Origin of the sequence: Endozoicomonas sp. ALC020, from assembly GCF_049275935.1 — a bacterium.
Taxonomy (GTDB): Bacteria; Pseudomonadota; Gammaproteobacteria; order Pseudomonadales; family Endozoicomonadaceae; genus Endozoicomonas_A.
Window position 1 is genome coordinate 2,612,295 of sequence record NZ_CP184830.1, and the last position, 17,350, is coordinate 2,629,644.

At 46.6% G+C, this 17,350-nt stretch carries 16 protein-coding genes; 7 read left to right on the plus strand and 9 right to left on the minus strand.

The annotated features are described in order from the left end of the window. Positions 1 to 11: 11 nt before the first annotated feature. The 5 genes from ACOJUO_RS09295 to ACOJUO_RS09315 form a co-directional block, all read right to left on the minus strand. Positions 12 to 1,172 carry a hypothetical protein gene (locus tag ACOJUO_RS09295; RefSeq protein WP_422139619.1) on the minus strand — a complete coding sequence of 387 codons (1,161 nt, stop codon included), beginning with the start codon at positions 1,170 to 1,172 and terminating at the stop codon, positions 12 to 14. A gap of 360 nt (positions 1,173 to 1,532) precedes the next feature. Continuing rightward, on the minus strand, positions 1,533 to 2,666 hold the full coding sequence (locus ACOJUO_RS09300; RefSeq protein WP_422139620.1) for a hypothetical protein: 1,134 nt from the start codon (positions 2,664 to 2,666) through the stop codon (positions 1,533 to 1,535). Between the two features lie 329 nt (positions 2,667 to 2,995). Beyond that, positions 2,996 to 4,084: a hypothetical protein gene (locus ACOJUO_RS09305; protein WP_422139621.1), complete on the minus strand. Its 1,089-nt coding sequence runs from the start codon at positions 4,082 to 4,084 to the stop codon at positions 2,996 to 2,998. A gap of 248 nt (positions 4,085 to 4,332) precedes the next feature. Beyond that, positions 4,333 to 5,502 carry a hypothetical protein gene (locus ACOJUO_RS09310; protein WP_422136454.1) on the minus strand — a complete coding sequence of 390 codons (1,170 nt, stop codon included), beginning with the start codon at positions 5,500 to 5,502 and terminating at the stop codon, positions 4,333 to 4,335. 232 nt (positions 5,503 to 5,734) lie between these two features. After that, entirely contained in the window at positions 5,735 to 6,331 is a 597-nt protein-coding gene (locus ACOJUO_RS09315; protein WP_422136455.1) for an arylesterase, read from the minus strand. A 139-nt stretch (positions 6,332 to 6,470) separates the two neighbouring features. Here ACOJUO_RS09315 and ACOJUO_RS09320 point away from each other — a divergent pair, with 139 nt between their 5' ends. The 4 genes from ACOJUO_RS09320 to ACOJUO_RS09335 all read left to right on the plus strand — a co-directional run bounded on the left by ACOJUO_RS09320 (position 6,471) and on the right by ACOJUO_RS09335 (position 12,946). Further along, positions 6,471 to 7,214: an ABC transporter ATP-binding protein gene (locus ACOJUO_RS09320; protein ID WP_422136456.1), complete on the plus strand. Its 744-nt coding sequence runs from the start codon at positions 6,471 to 6,473 to the stop codon at positions 7,212 to 7,214. Beyond that, positions 7,211 to 9,697, plus strand: a complete 2,487-nt coding sequence (locus tag ACOJUO_RS09325) for an ABC transporter permease (protein WP_422139622.1) — start codon at positions 7,211 to 7,213, stop codon at positions 9,695 to 9,697. Before ACOJUO_RS09320 ends, ACOJUO_RS09325 begins: the two co-directional genes overlap by 4 nt. A 486-nt stretch (positions 9,698 to 10,183) precedes the next feature. Then, complete coding sequence (locus ACOJUO_RS09330; RefSeq protein WP_422136458.1) at positions 10,184 to 10,528, plus strand: hypothetical protein; 345 nt, start codon at positions 10,184 to 10,186, stop codon at positions 10,526 to 10,528. Positions 10,529 to 10,849: 321 nt separating this feature from the next. Continuing rightward, positions 10,850 to 12,946: a neutral/alkaline non-lysosomal ceramidase N-terminal domain-containing protein gene (locus tag ACOJUO_RS09335; protein WP_422139623.1), complete on the plus strand. Its 2,097-nt coding sequence runs from the start codon at positions 10,850 to 10,852 to the stop codon at positions 12,944 to 12,946. Between the two features lie 24 nt (positions 12,947 to 12,970). On the opposite strand, the gene fliO is transcribed toward ACOJUO_RS09335, so the two are convergent. Next, the gene (gene fliO / locus ACOJUO_RS09340) at positions 12,971 to 13,435 is read right to left on the minus strand and encodes a flagellar biosynthetic protein FliO (RefSeq protein ID WP_422136460.1); all 465 of its coding nucleotides are present in this window, start codon (positions 13,433 to 13,435) and stop codon (positions 12,971 to 12,973) included. Further along, complete coding sequence (locus ACOJUO_RS09345) at positions 13,432 to 13,593, minus strand: hypothetical protein (protein ID WP_422136461.1); 162 nt, start codon at positions 13,591 to 13,593, stop codon at positions 13,432 to 13,434. The genes fliO and ACOJUO_RS09345 overlap by 4 nt, the downstream gene beginning before the upstream one ends. A gap of 175 nt (positions 13,594 to 13,768) precedes the next feature. On the opposite strand from ACOJUO_RS09345, the gene ACOJUO_RS09350 reads away from it, so the two are divergent. Both ACOJUO_RS09350 and ACOJUO_RS09355 read left to right on the plus strand, forming a co-directional pair. Continuing rightward, positions 13,769 to 14,080, plus strand: a complete 312-nt coding sequence (locus ACOJUO_RS09350) for a hypothetical protein (RefSeq protein WP_422136462.1) — start codon at positions 13,769 to 13,771, stop codon at positions 14,078 to 14,080. A gap of 138 nt (positions 14,081 to 14,218) precedes the next feature. Continuing rightward, positions 14,219 to 14,887, plus strand: coding sequence for an N-acetylmuramoyl-L-alanine amidase (locus ACOJUO_RS09355; RefSeq protein WP_422136463.1), 669 nt, complete (start codon positions 14,219 to 14,221; stop codon positions 14,885 to 14,887). Between the two features lie 157 nt (positions 14,888 to 15,044). Here the strand turns inward: ACOJUO_RS09355 and ACOJUO_RS09360 are convergent, their stop codons facing one another. Then, positions 15,045 to 15,287, minus strand: coding sequence for a DUF6364 family protein (locus ACOJUO_RS09360; RefSeq protein ID WP_422139624.1), 243 nt, complete (start codon positions 15,285 to 15,287; stop codon positions 15,045 to 15,047). Beyond that, complete coding sequence (locus ACOJUO_RS09365) at positions 15,280 to 15,756, minus strand: hypothetical protein (protein ID WP_422139625.1); 477 nt, start codon at positions 15,754 to 15,756, stop codon at positions 15,280 to 15,282. The genes ACOJUO_RS09360 and ACOJUO_RS09365 overlap by 8 nt, the downstream gene beginning before the upstream one ends. On the opposite strand from ACOJUO_RS09365, the gene ACOJUO_RS09370 reads away from it, so the two are divergent. After that, on the plus strand, positions 15,741 to 17,258 hold the full coding sequence (locus tag ACOJUO_RS09370; RefSeq protein ID WP_422137198.1) for an IS1182 family transposase: 1,518 nt from the start codon (positions 15,741 to 15,743) through the stop codon (positions 17,256 to 17,258). The genes ACOJUO_RS09365 and ACOJUO_RS09370 overlap by 16 nt on opposite strands. Positions 17,259 to 17,350 lie beyond the last annotated feature (92 nt).

The following is a 17,350-nucleotide window of genomic DNA, read 5'->3' on the forward strand; positions in this document are numbered from 1 at the left end:
TTATTGTCCTCTCACAGCTTCGGTGACAATGCGCTATCAGGAAGATTACGATTAATCGAATGTTCGATATCGGGGATTGATGATAGAGGATCTTCGTTAATCTGAATATTGATTTGAGGGCTTAGAAAAAAGTATAAAGATAAATCGGCACCGTGCTCGTATTCACCAGCCACCTCCTTAGCGGCTATGAGTATGTTCATTAAATTTTGTTGATTAACATGCAGTGGCTGCTGGGTCCCGATTAACACGTGCATATCCATAGACACTGTATCATCGTCTGTAGCAGGAGCTGGCACAATTGCGCCAAGCATGAACAGCCTGGTTGTGCCTGCGGCAACCTGATTACCCTCATCTGCTGCCACCCTTTGAGTAACGATAAGCTGTATCATATTTCCTTCCTGGATAGCCCGAAAAACAGAAGTAAGATCCATCATCAGCAGGTCATTCTGATACTTAATACTGAGCAGGAGAGTCATTCCCGCATCTGACAGGTCTGGCCATTGAGATGGGTCTATTTTCGTGGCTCTTTCGCGAGTCAAAGCTATTGCCTTTTCATGGATTGGCATCTTTTCTTTCTCTATAGCGCCTGAACCAAGCGCTGCCTGATGCAGTTTTTGCATCATCTCCTGCTGCTCTTGCAGCTGATCCCGCACCTCCATCTGCTTGAAGTCACGTATAAAAAATGCCAGGGAGTTATGCAGTTCTTGATTATCCTGCACCTCTAACTGCTTTTGAAAGTGACGTATAAAAAATGCCAGGGACTTATGCAGATGTTGATGATCTCGCCTCTCCTTTTTCTGATGACAGTGATGCTCCTCCTTGAAACTGATGTCCAGCTGATTCACCTTCAGGTTTCTGGCAATCTTTGCCATATTCTGAGCAAGTACTTTAGCAAGTGACTTGGCATATGCATTGCCATCTTTTCGCTCAAAAGCATCTACAGTCCTGTCACTGACTTCAACTTGAACATTCAACAGATCTTCATTTTCATCACTCATTACCCAGATCCCGAAGGGTGACGAATCTGACTCTGAGTGAGCAGATAACTCATCGTTCGTCGCCTCAGTGGCATTCATTCTGGCTGCGGATCTTTTCAAACCTTTATCAATAGTGGATAACGGACTGGGAGGTGGAGAAGTAAGTTTCCCGGAATCACAGGTTCGGCAGAACATTTGCCCATCCTTACCGGGTTCACTCTCTTTGCCGCAATTCCTGCAGGGGGTAGCCAGCACTTGCAGGCTAAATAATAAAACAGATAAAAAGAGCCATCTCGATTGATGAATAAAATAAGGATGCATATCTCAATCAGCCCTTAATAAGAAACGAATGTGAGCATAGACTAAGTATTCAACCATACGAAATCATATTTTCTGAATTATTGTTCAGGCACTCTGACTACGTTGCAACTTGCAGAAAGGCCAGTCCCGCCCAACCATCCCGTCAGCATAGAACAGAGTCATCAGAACAAACGTCTTCTGACTCCTAAATGTGTGATGATGGCAGTTATTGTCTTATTCCGACGTCAAAAGGCCTTACTTAGTGGCAAATCCGCTAACAGGAAAATTAGGATTAATAGAATTCTCAATATTGGGGATTGATGACAGTGGATCTCCGTTATCCTGAATGTTGATTTGAGGGCTAAGAAAAAAGTGTAAAGATAAATCAGCATTGTGCTCGTGTTCACTGACTACATTCATAACGGCTGTGAGTGCGTTCATTAAATTATCTTGATTAACATGCACTGGCGGGCTTCCCAATAACAGATGCATATCTGCAGACTTTGTTTGACCTGCCATAAAAGGGTTTGGAATAATAGCGGCGAATATCAGAGGCGTAACTGTGCCTTCGGCAGTCTTATTGCCCTCATCTGCTACCGCCATTCGAGTAATGATCAGCTGTATCATGTTTCCTTGCTGAATAGCTTGAAAAACAGAAGTAAGATCCATCATCAGTGGGGAATTCTGAAACTCAGCAGTGAGCAGGTGGACCATTCCCATATCTGACAGGTCCGGCCATTGAGATGGGTCTATTTTCGCGGCTCTTTCACTAGTCAGATTTTCTACCCTTTCATGGATTGGCATCTTTACTATTTTTGTTCCTTCAGCAGCTCCTGCACTGAGCACTGCCTGGTGAATTTTTTGCGCGAGCTCCAACTGCTTTTGCTTTTGCTCCACCATCTTCGATATTTGTTGCAGTCGAGTCCCCTCCACAAACTTGATTTTCAGATGATCCACCTTCATATGACCAGCAAGATTTATCTGACTTTGAGCAATATACTCAGCCAATGCATCGCCATTTCCTCGCTCAAAAGCATCGATAGCCAAGCCACTCAATTGAGCTTCAACAACAAGCACATCATCATTTTCATCCGCGTCAAACGACAAGATCCTGAAAGGTAAAAACTCGGGAAAAGGTTTCTCGGAGTTCGTTGCTCCGGTGGCGTTTTTAGCTGCAGAGCTTTTCAAACTTTGATCAGCGGAGGATGACGGATCAAGAGGCGGAGAAGCAGACTTGCCGGAATCACAGGTTAGGCAGAACATTTGTTTGTCCTTCCCGTGCTCAATTTCTTTGCCGCAATTTTTACAGGGTGTAGCCAGCACTTGCAGGCTGGATAACAAAACGAATAAAGAAAGCCATCTCGATTGATGAATAAAATAATAATGCATATCTCAATTCGCTCTTAATGAAAGACCGAACTTGAGCTTAGATTAAAATTTTGCACTGCCAGCCAAAAAGTCTCCTCCAATATGAAATGAGCTTGGAGGTGAACCCGATTTCCAATTTGAAAAAGCAGGAAACTTCCGCAGAAACCATTACCGGCGAACGGCGAAAAAAAAATTGCTTTGAAGACTCTGTAACTGACCAGAGGTTGCGCGTCAGTCTGGCAGACGGTTTAATCGCTGTCAGCGTAGAGAAGAGTCAGCAGAACAAACGTCTTCTGACTCCTAAGTGTCTGATGATTGCCGTTATTGTCTTATTCCGACGTCAAAAGGCTTTACTTGGTGGTAAATCCGCTAACGGGAAGATTAGGATTAATCGAATTCTCGATGTTGGGGATTGATGATAGAGGATCTTCGTTAACCTGAATATTGATTTGAGGGCTCTGAAAAAAGTGTAAAGATAAATCAGCATTTTGCTCGTTTTGACCCGCTATCTCTATTGTGGCTACGAGTACGTTCATTAAATTTTGTTGATTAACAAGCAGTGGCTGCTGGGTTCCGATTAACAGGTGCATATCCGCAGACTCTGTATCAACGTTCATAGCAGGGTCGGGAATAATAGCGCCAAGCATCAACCAGGTAGGTATGACTGCGGCAGCCTGATTGCCCTCATCTGCTGCCACGTTTTGAGTAATAATCAGCTGTATCATATTTCCTTCCTGAATAGCCTGAAAAACAGAACTGAGATCCATCATCAGTTGGTCGTTCTGAAACTCAGTACTAAGCAAGAGAGTCATTCCCATAGCTGACAGGTCAGGCCATTGAGGTGGTTCTATTTTCATGACGCTCTCACGAGTCAAAGCTCTTGCCTTTTCATGGATTGGTCTCTTTTCTGTCTCTGCAGCTCCTGCACCAAGCGCTGCCTGATGCAGCTTTTGCATCATCCCTGTTTGCTCTTCCTCACCCCGACGCTTCATTTGCTTTTCACATTGATAGATAAAATATGCCAGGGACTTATGCCAGTGTCGATGATCCCACTGCTCCTTTCTCTTATGACCGTGATGCTCATCCTCGAAACTCATGTCCAGTTGATCCACCTTCATGTTTCTGGCAATCTTGTCCATAATCATAGCGAGCAACTTGGCAAGAGCCTTAGTATATGCTTTGCCATCTTTCCGCTCAAAAGCGTCCATAGTCTTATCAGTGACTTGAACTCGAGCCATCAACACGTCTTCATTTTCATCTTTCGCTAACAAGATCCTGAAGGGTAACGGATCTAAACATGAGGGGGCAGGTATCTCATCGTTCGTTGTCATGGTGGCGCTCTTTTTAGCTGCGGAGCGTTTCAAACGTTTATTAGTGTGGGATGACCGACTGAGGGCTGGATAAGTAAGTTTTCCGGAATCACAGGTTTGGCAAAACATTTGCCCATCCTTACCGGGCTCGCTCTCTTCGCCACAATTTTTACAGGGGTTAGCCGACACTTGTATGCTAAATAACAAAATAAATGAAAGAAGCCATCTCAATTGATGAATAAAATAATGATGCACATCTAAACCCTTCCTTAATAAAGAAACGAATGTGAGCATAGACTAAAATTTTGAACTGCCAGCCCGAAAATTTGTTCAAATAAAGTTGAGTCCCGTCCGACTCGATGATGTGAGGGACTCTTCTAAAGGCCTTGCTTGGTGGCAAATCCGCTAACGGGAAGATTAGGATTAATCGAATTCTCGATATTGGGGATTGATGATAGAGGATCTTCGTTATCTTGAATATTCATTTGAAGGCTCTGAAAAAAGTGTAAAGATAAATCAGCATTTTGCTCGTTTTGACCCACTATCTCTATTGTAGCTATGAGTACGTTCATTAAATTTTGTTGATTAACATGCAGTGGCTGCTGGGTTCCGATTAACAGGTGCATGTCCGCAGACTCTGTATCACCGTTCATAGCAGGGTCGGGAATAATAGCACCAAGCATCAACCAGGTAGGTATGCCTGCGGCAGCCTGATTACCCCCATCTGCTGCCACCGTTAGAGTAATAATCAGCTGTATCATATTTCCTTCCTGAATAGCCTGAAAAACAGAAGTAAGATCCATCATCAGTTGCTCGTTCTGAAATTCAGTACTTAGCAGGAGAGTCATTCCCATACCTGACAGGTCAGGCCATTCAGGTGGTTCTATTTTCGTGGCGCTCTCACGAGTCAAAGCTCTTGCCTTTTCATGGATTGGCCTCTTTTCTGTTTCTGCAGCTCCTGCACCAAGCGCTGCCTGATGCAGTTTTTGCATCATCCCCGTTTGCTCTTCCTTAAACCGCCCCCTTATTTGCTTATGAAATTGACGGATGAAAAATACCAGACAATCATGCCGGTGTTGATAATCCAGCCCCTCCTTTTTCTTACGATTGTGATGCTCTTCCTGGAAAGTCATTTCCAGTTCATTCAGATTCATTTTCCCGGCAATCTTTGTCATATACCGAGCAAGCAATTTGGAAAGTGTTGTATATGCATTGTCATCTTTGTGATCAAAAGCATCGAAAGTCTCGTCGCTGAGTTGAATCCGGGCATTCAACACATCTTCATTTTCATCATTCACCAACAAAATCCTGAAGGGTGATGACGGGGGCGCAGGTATCTCATCGGTCGTTGGCTCAATGGCGTTCTTTATAGCAGCCGAGCCCTGCAAAGCTTCATTAGCGGGGGATGACGGACTGGGAGGAGGAGCAGTAAGTTTTCCGGAGTCACAGGTTTGGCACAACATTTGCCCTTCCTTACCGGGCTCGCTCTCTTTGCCGCAATTTTTACAGGGTGCAGCCAGCACTTGCAGGCTAAATAACAAAACCAATGAAAGAAGCCATCTCGATTGATGAATAAAATAACGACACACGTCTGAATCCGTCTTTAATAAAAAAACGAATGTGAGCATAGACTAAAAATTTGAACTGTCAGCCCGTAAATTTGTTCAAATAAAGTTAAGTCCCGCCCAACCCGGTGATATGAAGAGCTCGTCCAGGATCGGAGTTTGTCGGCGTCAGCTTTTTCCCAGGCCTGCTGGCAGAAGATCGGGCGATTTAATTTTACTCCAGGAGTGGCTGGAGACTAGTCCAGACATTTTCGAGCAGTTTTGGCTGTGCTTCGGCAGTTGGGTGAATTCCATCGGGCTGATTCAAGTCACTGTTACCCGCTACTCCTGCCAGAAAGAAAGGCACAACAGTCAGGTTATAGGTTTTGCCCAGTTCCTGAAAAATATTTGTAAATTTACGGGTATAGAGCGGACCATAATTGGGAGGGATCTGCATCTCAAAAAGGACGGTTCTGACTTTCTTGGCCTGAGCCATTTTAATCATTTTTTCAAGATTCTGTTTCGTACTCTTTAGAGAAGTACCCCGCAGTCCGTCGTTTGCCCCTAATTCCAATAGCACGAGGTCAGGCTTATATTTATCCAGTGTCGTTTTTATCCGACTCAAGCCTCCTGCTGTTGTCTCACCACTGATACTGACATTGACCACTTTCCAGTCGGGGTTGGTTTGTTGCATTTTTTGCTGTAATAAATAAACCCAGCCTTGATTAATTTCAATACCGTAAGCCGCACTGAGACTGTCGCCATAAACCAGCAGTGTTTTCTCAGTGGCAGCGGATGCGCTCCAGCTCAGTGCAAAACATCCGATAAGCAACCATGAACGTATTAAAAGGCACAAGCGAAGAAAACTATGTTGTGTCATCTTCGAATATGAACGCGGGCAACGAAAACTATTTTTCACGGAACACAACCGCCCAATAACAATTAATTTAAACATCGGCAAACAACTGCGTATGACCATTAGCACAGAATCCTCCATTGCCGTTTCGGCACAATCCCTGAGTAAAACAGTGACAGCCCAGAGTGGTTCGCTCACCATCTTGTCCGGACTCGATCTCAAGATCAAGTCCGGAGAGTCTGTCGCCATCATCGGGACTTCAGGGTCCGGAAAATCCACTCTGTTGGGCATTCTTGCCGGTCTTGATCGGCCTACTGAAGGCGAGGTGGCTCTGGCTGGTAACCGGATTGATCATCTCGATGAAGACGGCAGAGCCCGGGTCAGGGCCGATCACACCGGTTTTGTTTTTCAGTCTTTCCATCTTCTGCCTAATCTGACGGCTCTGGAAAACGTCATGTTACCCCTGGAACTGGCAGGAAAAGAGAACGCAGAGGCAGATGCCAGAACGTTACTCGACAGGGTGGGTTTATCTGAAAGGCTGAGCCACTACCCAAAACAGCTATCCGGCGGAGAGCAGCAGCGGGTTGCCATTGCCAGAGCTTTTGCCGGGCAGCCGGAGATATTGTTTGCTGACGAACCGACGGGCAACTTGGATGAGAAAACCGGGGAAAGCATTATCGACTTGCTCTTCGAGGTGAACCGTGAGAACAAAACGACACTGGTTCTGGTGACTCACGATTTGCAGTTGGCCCACCGCTGTCAACGAGTTTTAAAGTTGACCCGGGGGCATCTGGAAGAAGAGATAGCCAAAGCGAAGGCTGAAGAAAAGCAAGTTGAACATCCCGGAGCACTGAAATGAGTCAAAGTCTTTTGCTTTCGTGGCGTTTTCTGCTGAGGGACTGGCGATCTGGTGAACTCTGGCTGTTGATGTTATCCCTTCTGATGGCCGTGAGCGTCAGCACCTCTATTGCGATTTTCAGTGACAGGCTTCAGCTTTCATTGGGTCGACAGGTAGCCGAAGTGATGGGTGCGGATCTGGTCATCAGCAGTTCCAAAAAGCTGTCTGAACAGGTCAGTCAGGCCATAGAGAACGAACCTGTTGAACAAGCCACTGTTCTGGAATTTCCGTCGGTGGTTATGGCTGGAGACCAGATGCAGCTGGTGTCAGCAAAAGCAGTCACCCTTAATTATCCTCTGCGTGGACACATGCGAACGGCTGATCAGCCTTTTGTAGCGGATGAAGTGACTGAGGATACGCCCGGAGAAGGAGAAGTCTGGTTGGAACCCAGACTGTTTCCACTATTGGAAGTGGAAGTGGGCGACACCCTTCTGCTAGGGAAAGCAGAGTTCAAAGTCGCGCGAGCGATCACTCTGGAAACCGATCGTGGCAGTGGCTTTTACAGTCTGTCACCCCGTCTGATGTTTAACATCAACGATCTGGATGCGACTGGAATTATCCAGCCGGGAAGTCGGGTTCACTGGAAAACATTGATTGCAGGTGAAGCAGAACAGCTGGCCATATTTAAAAGTAAGGTTGAGCCCCTTTTATCCGACAGCGAAAAACTGAATCTGGCAGAAGACGATCGTGAAGACCTGCGCGGTTCTGTCGTCCTGTTAAAGCAGTTTCTGGGACTGGGCAGTATTGCGGCCATGCTTCTGGCCGGTATTGCGGTTGCTATGTCCAGCCGTCGATTTGCTGAACGACGCTTTGATGGTATCGCAGTGATGCGGTGCATGGGCGCACAGCAGAATCAGCTTATGCAGATTTTTGTCGGAGAACTGCTCTGGATGGCTGTTCTGGTTTCAATACCCGGTGTCATCATTGGCTGGCTGTTACAGGCGGGGGTGGTCAAACTGCTGGCGAATGTTTTGCCCCCATGGCTCCCTGAGGCCGGTCCTGTGCCCATGATAGTGGGTGGTTTGACCGGCATTATTACACTGGTCGGATTTGGCCTGGCGCCATTACTGAGACTGAGGGACGTTACGCCACTGAGGGTACTCAGGCGTGAGCTGACACCAGCCGCCGCAAGCGTCTGGTCGGTGTATGGGTTGTCTCTGATTACCATGCTGATGCTGCTCTGGTATCACACAGGCCAGTTGTTGATGACAGTGGGAATGATTCTTGGAGTCAGCGCCGTCATATTACTCATCACGCTGGCGATCAAAGCCGGACTAACAAGCGTTCATCGTCGCTTGTCTGGGCAACCCGTACCCATGCCCTGGCGGCTTGGTCTGAAACGTCTGCTTCAGGAACAGGGACAAACGTCTGCCCAGTTAACAGCTTTCACCCTGACGTTCATGGCTATGGCTCTGGTGCTTTTGGTAAGAACGGATTTGCTGGAACGCTGGCAACAACAATTACCTGAGAAAACCCCCAACTACTTTGCGATCAATATTCAGCCAGCAGAAGTGAAATCCTTTCAGAACTTCTTGCAGAGCAATGATATAAACGGAACCACTCTCTATCCTATGGTTCGGGGTCGACTGATTGAAATCAATGGACTCTCGGCCAAAGAGGCTGTTTCAGAAGAGCAGAGGAATCATAACTCCCTGCATCGTGAGCTGAACATGACCTGGTCAGACCAGCCCTCATCTGAAGTCGAGGTAGTGGCAGGGGAGTGGTGGCAACCGGGTGATACCGGTGAGATTTCCATTGAGAGGTCTATTGTTGAGCATCTGGGGGTTGGGTTGGGTGATGAACTGACGTTTATGATTGCAGGTACTAAAGTGACTGCCAAAGTCACCAGTATCAGGGAAGTTCAGTGGGAGTCTTTCCAACCCAACTTTTACATGATTTTGCCAGAAGCCTCGCTGAAAGGTTTGCCAGCGACCTGGCTGAACAGTTTTTATCTGCCACAGCAGGATCGGCTGGTGTTGAATGAACTGGTTCGACAGTTTCCAACCATCAGTCTGCTGGATATGGACGCTGTTATCAGTCAGGTGCAGGTGATGCTTGAGCAATCCATTCTTGCGGTGGAAGCCATGCTTCTGGCGCTATTACTGGCGGGTTTACTGGTTCTGGCATCGGCCATAGAAGCCAGTCTTGATACCCGACTGCGTGAAGGGGCTCTGATTCGATCTCTGGGTGGCAGCAGAAAGCAACTTGTGATCATGCAGGTAGGCGAGTTTTTCATTCTGGGGGCATTCTCCGGCATGATGGCTGTGGTGGGCACAGAAATCTGTAGCGGGTGGTTGAATGTGCAGGTCTTTGAGCTATCCTGGCAGCCAGCTATCTGGCTCTGGTTTACGCTTCCCATTGTCAGTGCCTTGCTGATTGGCCTATCGGGCTGGCTTGGCATCAGACGTGTGCTAAGGCAGTCGCCTGGCGTTGTTCTCAAGTAGTTTTATGTTGCAAAACTTCAACAGCTCGTTCCCACGGCGAAGAGAGTTTCGCGACACCCTCAGAGCGTGAGAACGAGTTGTTAGAGTTTTGCTGTTAGAGTTTTGCGACACCCACTGGTTGGCAGGGAGTGATTCATTGATGAGCTGGTTGTTTTTTGATCAGTTCTTCAATGAAGCCAGATTCAGAGGAAGTTTCTCACTTATCCACAGTTCATTCAGGGGTTTGATCAGGGTTTTTGTGGAAAAGTGGATAACTTTTTTGAAGCAGTGGTTTTTCCGGTCATCTGTGCCTTCTGTTCAGATGCTGGAAAACGGGTCGATTTTCTCTATGGGCATTTATGATGTCCATGTTACAGTGATTTTACGGATCACTTTCTGAACGCTGTCGAAGTGATCTTCATCCGCAGTATTGCTCAAGCCTGAAGACAGCCGTAAGTCTTCTGATAACGAGTTCCGGGTGTTCTATATGGACTGAGGAGACACTCCATGACTGATCAGGAAGAAGCTTATCTATCCCTTTTGTGTCTGCGCAACAGCACTTTTCGGATTGCTCAGTTGTATTGGACCTATATCAAGCTTCGTTCCCTGACGGGGCAGGCTCCTCCCATTCTTATCATTATGCTGAGTGTCCTCTGGGAAAAGCAGCAGGGACTCCATAACAGACTGCTGGCGGCTTACCCGGAAGATATGGCCGTTGAAAAATGGCATGGACAGGATGAAATGAATGATCGATTGGGTGATATGAGCCGGGAGACCCAGGAAGATCTTCAGAGAATTTGCCAGACAGAAATGCAGATGCTGCAACTGGTCGGCATGATGATGAAGCAATAGCGATCCAGTGGAATTGATATTCTTCCCACCTTAAAGAGCGTTTCGCAAAGCTCCTGCAACTCGTTCCCGCCAGGCGTGGGAACGCATCCCCCCGAAAACCGGCCTCTAGAGTTTGAGATAGCGGATGGGTACCAGAGTTTTACCTGCAACCTGTGGATAACTTGTTGGATAACTGTGTCTTTGTTGTGGTTTTTTATGGTAGTTTTCCCCAATTGACTGTCCCATGGGCTTTGTCTGATCTGAGAGCTAGCTATACTCCGCTCTTCTGAACGGATAGGGAATTTTATGAACCGGTTTACTTTTTCTTCCGGCAGTCTTTTTTTGATACTTCTCTTTTTGGCAACCTGGGTCAATGCTTCCTATTGGGTCGGGGTCAGTAAAGCAGACATCACAGGCTCGGCAGTAGGCAGTGGCATGATGGGATATGCCGACAGCAGTCAGATAAGTGCTGGAATCAATGATCGGCAGTGGGCCAGAGCCTTTATAGTGAGTCAGGGAAGAGAGAGCCATCGTCTTGCTATTGTGGTCATTGATGCGGGAGCGGTTTTTGCCAGTGTTTATCAGGCGGTTCTAACTCGGTTGGAACAAGAGTTTGGTTCTCTTTATAACCGCCACAACGTCATCCTGTCAGCGACTCATACCCACAGTGCCGCAGCCGGTCAGTCTCACCATTTTCTATACAATATGCCCTATGGCGTATTCGATGACCGGGCTTTTGAAAAGATGGTGTCGGGCATTATCCAGGCCATCAGGATGGCCCATGAAGACCTTGCTCCTTCTGAGATCCGGATGAAAACGGGGTTATTGGACAATGCCAGCCGCAATCGGTCCCTGTCTGCCTATGAAAACAATGTAGATGCCAGCCGGCGAGGTTCTATTGACCGGTTTGTTCAGCAACTCAGGTTTGCCCGGGGCGGTAGGCCATTAGGTGCTATCACCTGGTTTGCAACCCATGCAGTCTCCTATCCCCGCAGTAATCTCCTGTTGAGCAGTGACAACAAAGGCTATGCCAGCTGGGCTTTTGAACGCTATGCAAAGTACAACTGGGGAGTGGATTCTTTCATTGCAGCCTTTCCACAAACCAATGCCGGGGACATGACACCTAACCTGAATCTTGATGGCACCGGGCCCGGCAAAACGCCCGAAGAAAATGTCAGGGAGATCGGTCAAAGACAGTTTAAAAAAGCCCTGGAACTTTTTAATGCCAGAGGCAACAGAGTTTATGGACCCATTGAGTCGGTGCATAACTGGGTGGACTTTTCCAACTACGAAGTCCGGCAAGAATATTCAGGGCAGCAGAAGCAAGTAACAACCTGCAATCCAGCTATGGGATACAGTTTTGCCGCAGGCACGGAAGATGGTCGGCCGCCCTATTTTGTGAGGTTGTTACTTGGAGCCTATGAAGGCCGCAAGAATGAGCAATGGTGGATCAGAATGGTAACCGATTTTCTGACCTCGCCGTCCGAACAAGAACTGATATGTCAGAAGCCCAAGCCGGTCATGCTGTCATTGGGAAGTCGGAAAAACTTTCACTATTTCAATGATGTGTTTCCCTCAGGCAATATGCACCGGGAAGTCATTAACCAGCCCTGGGTCCCCGAAGTCCTGCCATTGATGCTGGCTCGGCTGGGCAATTTTCAGATTGCTGCCTTGCCTGTTGAGCCGACAGTTATGGCTGGAAGACGGCTTCGAAAAAGATTGTCAAAACTTTCAGGGATTCCTGACAGGCATATTGTCATCGCCGGGTATTCCAACGATTATGCCAGCTATCTGACCACAGCAGAGGAGTTCTACAAACAGCACTATGAGGGAGCATCCACCTTATTCGGTCCATGGGAGCTCAGTGCCATGATTCAGGCTTTTTCAAGTCTTTCCAGGCAATTGAGTAAAGAGGAGCAGCCTCCTTCGGATGAAGCAATGCCGTTGGATTTGAGTTATCTGTACGACGGTGTTCGTATGGATAACATCCCGGAAAAAGAACATAGCCAATACGGAAGTATAATAACTGACAGTCAGGATAATATTCACTCAGGCCAGTCAGTGAAGCTTCAATATATTGCATCACACCCAAGATCAGGCATGGATCTCGATAGTTTTTTTTATGTGCAGAGGAAGAATGACTGCACAGGATCATGGGATACAGTTGCCACAGATGGTGACTGGACTACCCGGTTCCAATGGCAGGCGGGAGTGGCTACCGTCGAATGGACACCCGATATGTACGACAAAGAAGGTTTATATCGCATTGTCATTCGCGGTGAATATTACACGGTCATTCCCAGAGGGCGTTTACTGAAAAAACACTATGAGTCGATATCAGGGGAATTCTATTATTCTGCTCATGATCCTGACGCCCACTCGAGATCTTTACTCAATACTTTTTCAGGATTGGAAAGAGGTCGTTCCTGTGAAAGATAAAATGAACAGGAAAAAGGTAGCGGCTTACTTTGAGTTTCCACCTTTTAGCAGGTTTTTGAACTGAACGGCAAAATCCTGCTGGTTTTGCCTGTTATCAGGCGGCAGGGGGGATTCATCAAACCTGTGAATCAAATTGACTTGCTGGTTGGTGACTCCCAGCAATATATCTTTTTCGCCTATACGAATCAGACAGACCCTGGCCTGGCTGGAAACCGGAACGCTTGAGACTACTTTTATTCCCTGGCCAACGGCGGGTGTGCCTATGTTCAATTTCTTTACGATCCAGGCCAGGGCAAATATCAGCACAATGACAAAAAACAGAGGCGCAATAACCTGAGTGAGACTCAGGTCGGCTGGCTTGTCTGTTGTTACTTCTGCAAAAGCAATCGCTGAAAAACCGGACAGTAAAAGCAGATTGAGCCCATAAGGATATTTTTTAAATCCTGAGAGCAAAGAAAGACTTTTCAGATAAAAAAACAGTTTTTTCACGCAGCCTCCTGCTCGCGCTTGAATGGTCCACGCACCTTCATTCCATTCTTATCATATTCACGGGAAAGCATGAAGCGAAAATTCCAGGAGAGAGCCTGCATAATCCAAAGCAGTACAGCTTTGTGTGCAGGCACATCATTGAAGGGTAATGCTGTCATGTCTACTGTATTAAGTCTTGTTGACCAATAATGTGCCGAAGATAAACAATAGTAGTAACTCAACGATATAAATGGGAGTGATCATCGTTCTGGATAATCCACATGACAGATGGCGTTAGCATGACTGTCTACACTCAGGCTCAGGCTGGCATCGCTGATGGTAAAGAGGTTACCGATGAAAAAACCTGACATTACCAAAGGGAAACTCCGGGAGTCCATTTTTAATCTCGGGGAGGCTATCCGTAACCGGGACTGGACAACGCTGGAAGCTCTGGATACTGAAGCCCGTCAGGTAATTGAAGAAGCTCTGGAAAGTGGCTCAGCCCCCTCCGAAGAGGTGAAGGCGCTTCTCAAAGAGCTCCAAGCGCTCTACCGGGAAATGATATTGGCCTGCCAGCTGGAACGAGATCGTGTACAGGAACAGCTGGCGGTCAGCAAACGTCGTCAGGAAGCCATTGAGGGCTATCAGAAAAGTAACAAGAGATGAAGTTGATCGGTTCTGAATCCTGCAAACATTCATTTGAAAAACTGGCCATGGCTCAATTAAAATGCGCCCTTGATCTCAGAGCAGTGGGCTGGTTAGTCTATAAATTCAACGGACTCCAGGTTTTTTACAGGCAAATTAATGGTTCTAAGTTTCACTTCACATCCCAGCCCTAACTTTGATGACCGGGAAATTCCAGTAGAGTTTCTGATCTTGCATTATACGGCTGTGGATCTCCAGGGTACGCTGGACATCGTCTCGAGTAAGGGGTGTGAGGTTTCAGCTCACCTGGTAATTGATCTGGACGGTACCGTCTACGAGCTGGTCAGTTGCCTGAATGGTACGGCTCACAGAGCCTGGCATGCAGGCGTCAGCCGCTGGCAGGAAAAAGAAACATTCAACGATTTTGCCATTGGAATAGAGTTGGTTAACTTCAATGGGAATGTTTTCCCTTTCACCGATGCACAATATTCTGCTCTGAAAGATGTGATTCAACACTTGCAGAAGCACTACCCGAGTTTGAATGATCCACAACGGATTCTTGGCCATGAACAGATAGCCGGTTTCAGGGGAAAGGCTGATCCGGGTTGTTACTTTGATTGGGATCGTTTTTTTAGCGATAGCTATCCTGACCAACCCCGACCCGTACGCGAATCAGTTTGCCCGAAGGAGCTTCAGGCTTCGCTTAAAAGACTTCAGCCACTGGAACCTGACGATAGAGAGCAGCGAGTGCTCTTCTGGCAAAGTATTAACGAGTTAACAGAAACGTCGGTCAGACTGATTCAGAAGGAGGCCGGGTCTCGTTCATAAGTAAAGTCTTTGGCATTACGAGTGATAATAGCTTCTGCGCCAGCCTGAATTGCAGAAGCATGAAGCACACTGTCTTCGTAATCGCTAAAAGAGCTGGCTAAAAAGGGAGAGCGGTCAAGAAGTACGTTCAGGATAATATTGGTCTCGACCAGAATGTTTACAGATACTTATCCTCAAGGTATTTTTTGTGATCCTCCTCGTTTGATACTTCAGAATCCGCCATAACACCCCTGAGACTCTGTGTGAGAGGGGTGAGCTTTTTGGTGGCATCAGATTCCCCAAGGATTAGCGCATTAAAATAATCAGCTACCCGTTGAGACAGAGATTTACCCTGGTTGGCAGCATATTCTTCGGCTGGCTCAACAAGCTTGGCTTTCATCCATAAGGTAAGTTTATGCATAATGGTTTCTTGACGTACCTTTGGCAAATTTTTCTATTGCTGTCTCATTGCTGGCATCAGCAATATCACCAAAATCTTTTAACCTTTTCTGAACCATTGTCCAGGCTTTTTGAACATCGCCTTTATGCACGGGCTTTTCTACTGGAATCAGAATGTCTTCCGGCAGTTCATTAAGCTCTTGTAAAGTGCTCAGTTTGCCAATCCAGAGGTTTCCGTGCTCAATAATTTTTTCCGGCTCAGTACGGTCAAAATGCAGAGGCTGAATCGCTCTTAACCGATTCTCTTCCGTAATCTGCACTAACGGCATAGTAACAGGGTACAGAGTACCGATTTTTTCCTTCTTGAATTGATGGCGCAGATTTAAGCTGCGGAGAAAGTGTCCCACCCTAGGAGCCTGACCGAGAATAGGCTTATCTGTTATGATAAGCCTTAAACCAACTCTGATTATGCCAAATGTCACCACCACCAAAGTTTAAGGACAGTCCTGTTGAGTTTGATCAGCATCTGCTGTTCCCAACCAACGTTTTCGATTTGCTTCCCAAAGATCATGATTGTTTTATTTATGAAAGCATTTTTCAGAACATTAATACGTCTGAAGTCGAAAAAAAATATCACCACCTTGGTCAGCACGCATACCCTCCAAAGCTCATTGTCGCTATTCTGATCTACGCATACAGCCATGGTGTTTTCAGTTCCCGTGAGATTGAGCGACGGTGTCGACAAGACTTGGCGTTCATGTATATCTCACAAATGAACTGCCCGAATTTCAGGGTTCTTGGTGACTTTCGTAAGGATAATCTGTCGTTTTTCCATGACTGCTTCAAACAGTCAGTCAAACTGGCCATTGAACTCAAAATGGCATCACTGGGTCATATCAGCCTGGACGGCTCCAAGTTCAAAGCCAACAGCTCAAAACACAAGGCCATGAGCTACGGGAGGCTCAAAGCGAAAGAGGCAGAACTCAGTGCCGAAGTGGATGAGCTGATCAAAAAAGCCAGTCAGTGTGATCAGGAAGAAGATGACGCCTACAAAGCAACCAATGGTTACAGCATTCCTGAAGACCTCCAGTTTAAAGAAGAGCGCCTGAAAAAAATCAAAGAGGCCAAGAAAGCACTTGAAGAACGTGAAAAAGCTTTAAATCCAGACAAACCAATAGACGACAAAAAGCAGATCAGTTTTGCAGATCACGATGCCCGCATGATGAGCAAGAAGGGGTATTGTGAGTACAGCTACAATGCTCAAATTACAGTTGATTCCGATAACCAGATCATTGTTGGCCAGCATGTCAGCCAACACGCCAACGATGTACAGGAAGTGGAGCCGGCGCTGAGGGCATTATCAGGAGCCACTGATGGCGCGGCTGTAGATAAGTGGAGTATGGATAATGGTTACTTTTCAGGGTCAAACTTACATACAGTCGAGCGACATGAGATTGATGCCTATATCGCAACCGACAAGGCGGAGAAGCCTGCCGCTGACGACCTTGAAAGCTCTGACAGGAAGTTTGTCAAAGCGGATTTTGCGTATGATTCCGAAGCTGATGTATTTATCTGTCCGGCAGGGGAAAAGCTGGTAACGAACCCGGCCAGCAAAAGCAAAAGAAAAAGCTACCGGGCAAACAAGACGGTATGCAGGGAATGCCCTTATCGTCGGAATTGCAGTGATTCAAAGAAAGAGGCTGGCAGGGTTATCCGTACCGATAAGTTTGAAAAAGCACGTCAGGCTATGAATAAGAAAATGGAGACAGCCGGTGCGAAAGCCATATATGAGCGTCGTAAAGTTATTGCTGAGCCACCATTTGGACAGATAAAAGAATCTGGTTTCCGAGGGTTCAGTCTCCGCGGCAAAGAAAAAGTTTCAGCGGAATTTTCACTGGTATGCACTGCGCATAATATCAAAAAATTTGTAAAAGCGGCTTCCACGAGGTCAATCCGTCTTGAAGATTTGAAAGAGGCTAAAAAGGCAGCATAGAGGCTGTGAGAAGGCATAAATATGCAAAAATGAGCAAAATCCCACTAATAATTGGATATTTTTTGCTCATTTTAAGATTTGGGAAAACTTCT

Bases quoted from the DNA above. Each gene is read 5' to 3' on its own strand.
- ACOJUO_RS09295 (WP_422139619.1), bottom strand. From the start codon at position 1,172: ATGTTCTGCCGAACCTGTGATTCCGGGAAACTTACTTCTCCACCTCCC.
- ACOJUO_RS09300 (WP_422139620.1), bottom strand. From the start codon at position 2,666: ATGCATTATTATTTTATTCATCAATCGAGATGGCTTTCTTTATTCGTT.
- ACOJUO_RS09305 (WP_422139621.1), bottom strand. From the start codon at position 4,084: ATGTTTTGCCAAACCTGTGATTCCGGAAAACTTACTTATCCAGCCCTC.
- ACOJUO_RS09320 (WP_422136456.1), top strand. From the start codon at position 6,471: ATGACCATTAGCACAGAATCCTCCATTGCCGTTTCGGCACAATCCCTG.
- ACOJUO_RS09325 (WP_422139622.1), top strand. From the start codon at position 7,211: ATGAGTCAAAGTCTTTTGCTTTCGTGGCGTTTTCTGCTGAGGGACTGG.
- ACOJUO_RS09330 (WP_422136458.1), top strand. From the start codon at position 10,184: ATGACTGATCAGGAAGAAGCTTATCTATCCCTTTTGTGTCTGCGCAAC.
- ACOJUO_RS09345 (WP_422136461.1), bottom strand. From the start codon at position 13,593: ATGACAGCATTACCCTTCAATGATGTGCCTGCACACAAAGCTGTACTG.
- ACOJUO_RS09350 (WP_422136462.1), top strand. From the start codon at position 13,769: ATGAAAAAACCTGACATTACCAAAGGGAAACTCCGGGAGTCCATTTTT.
- ACOJUO_RS09355 (WP_422136463.1), top strand. From the start codon at position 14,219: ATGGTTCTAAGTTTCACTTCACATCCCAGCCCTAACTTTGATGACCGG.
- ACOJUO_RS09360 (WP_422139624.1), bottom strand. From the start codon at position 15,287: ATGCATAAACTTACCTTATGGATGAAAGCCAAGCTTGTTGAGCCAGCC.
- ACOJUO_RS09370 (WP_422137198.1), top strand. From the start codon at position 15,741: ATGTCACCACCACCAAAGTTTAAGGACAGTCCTGTTGAGTTTGATCAG.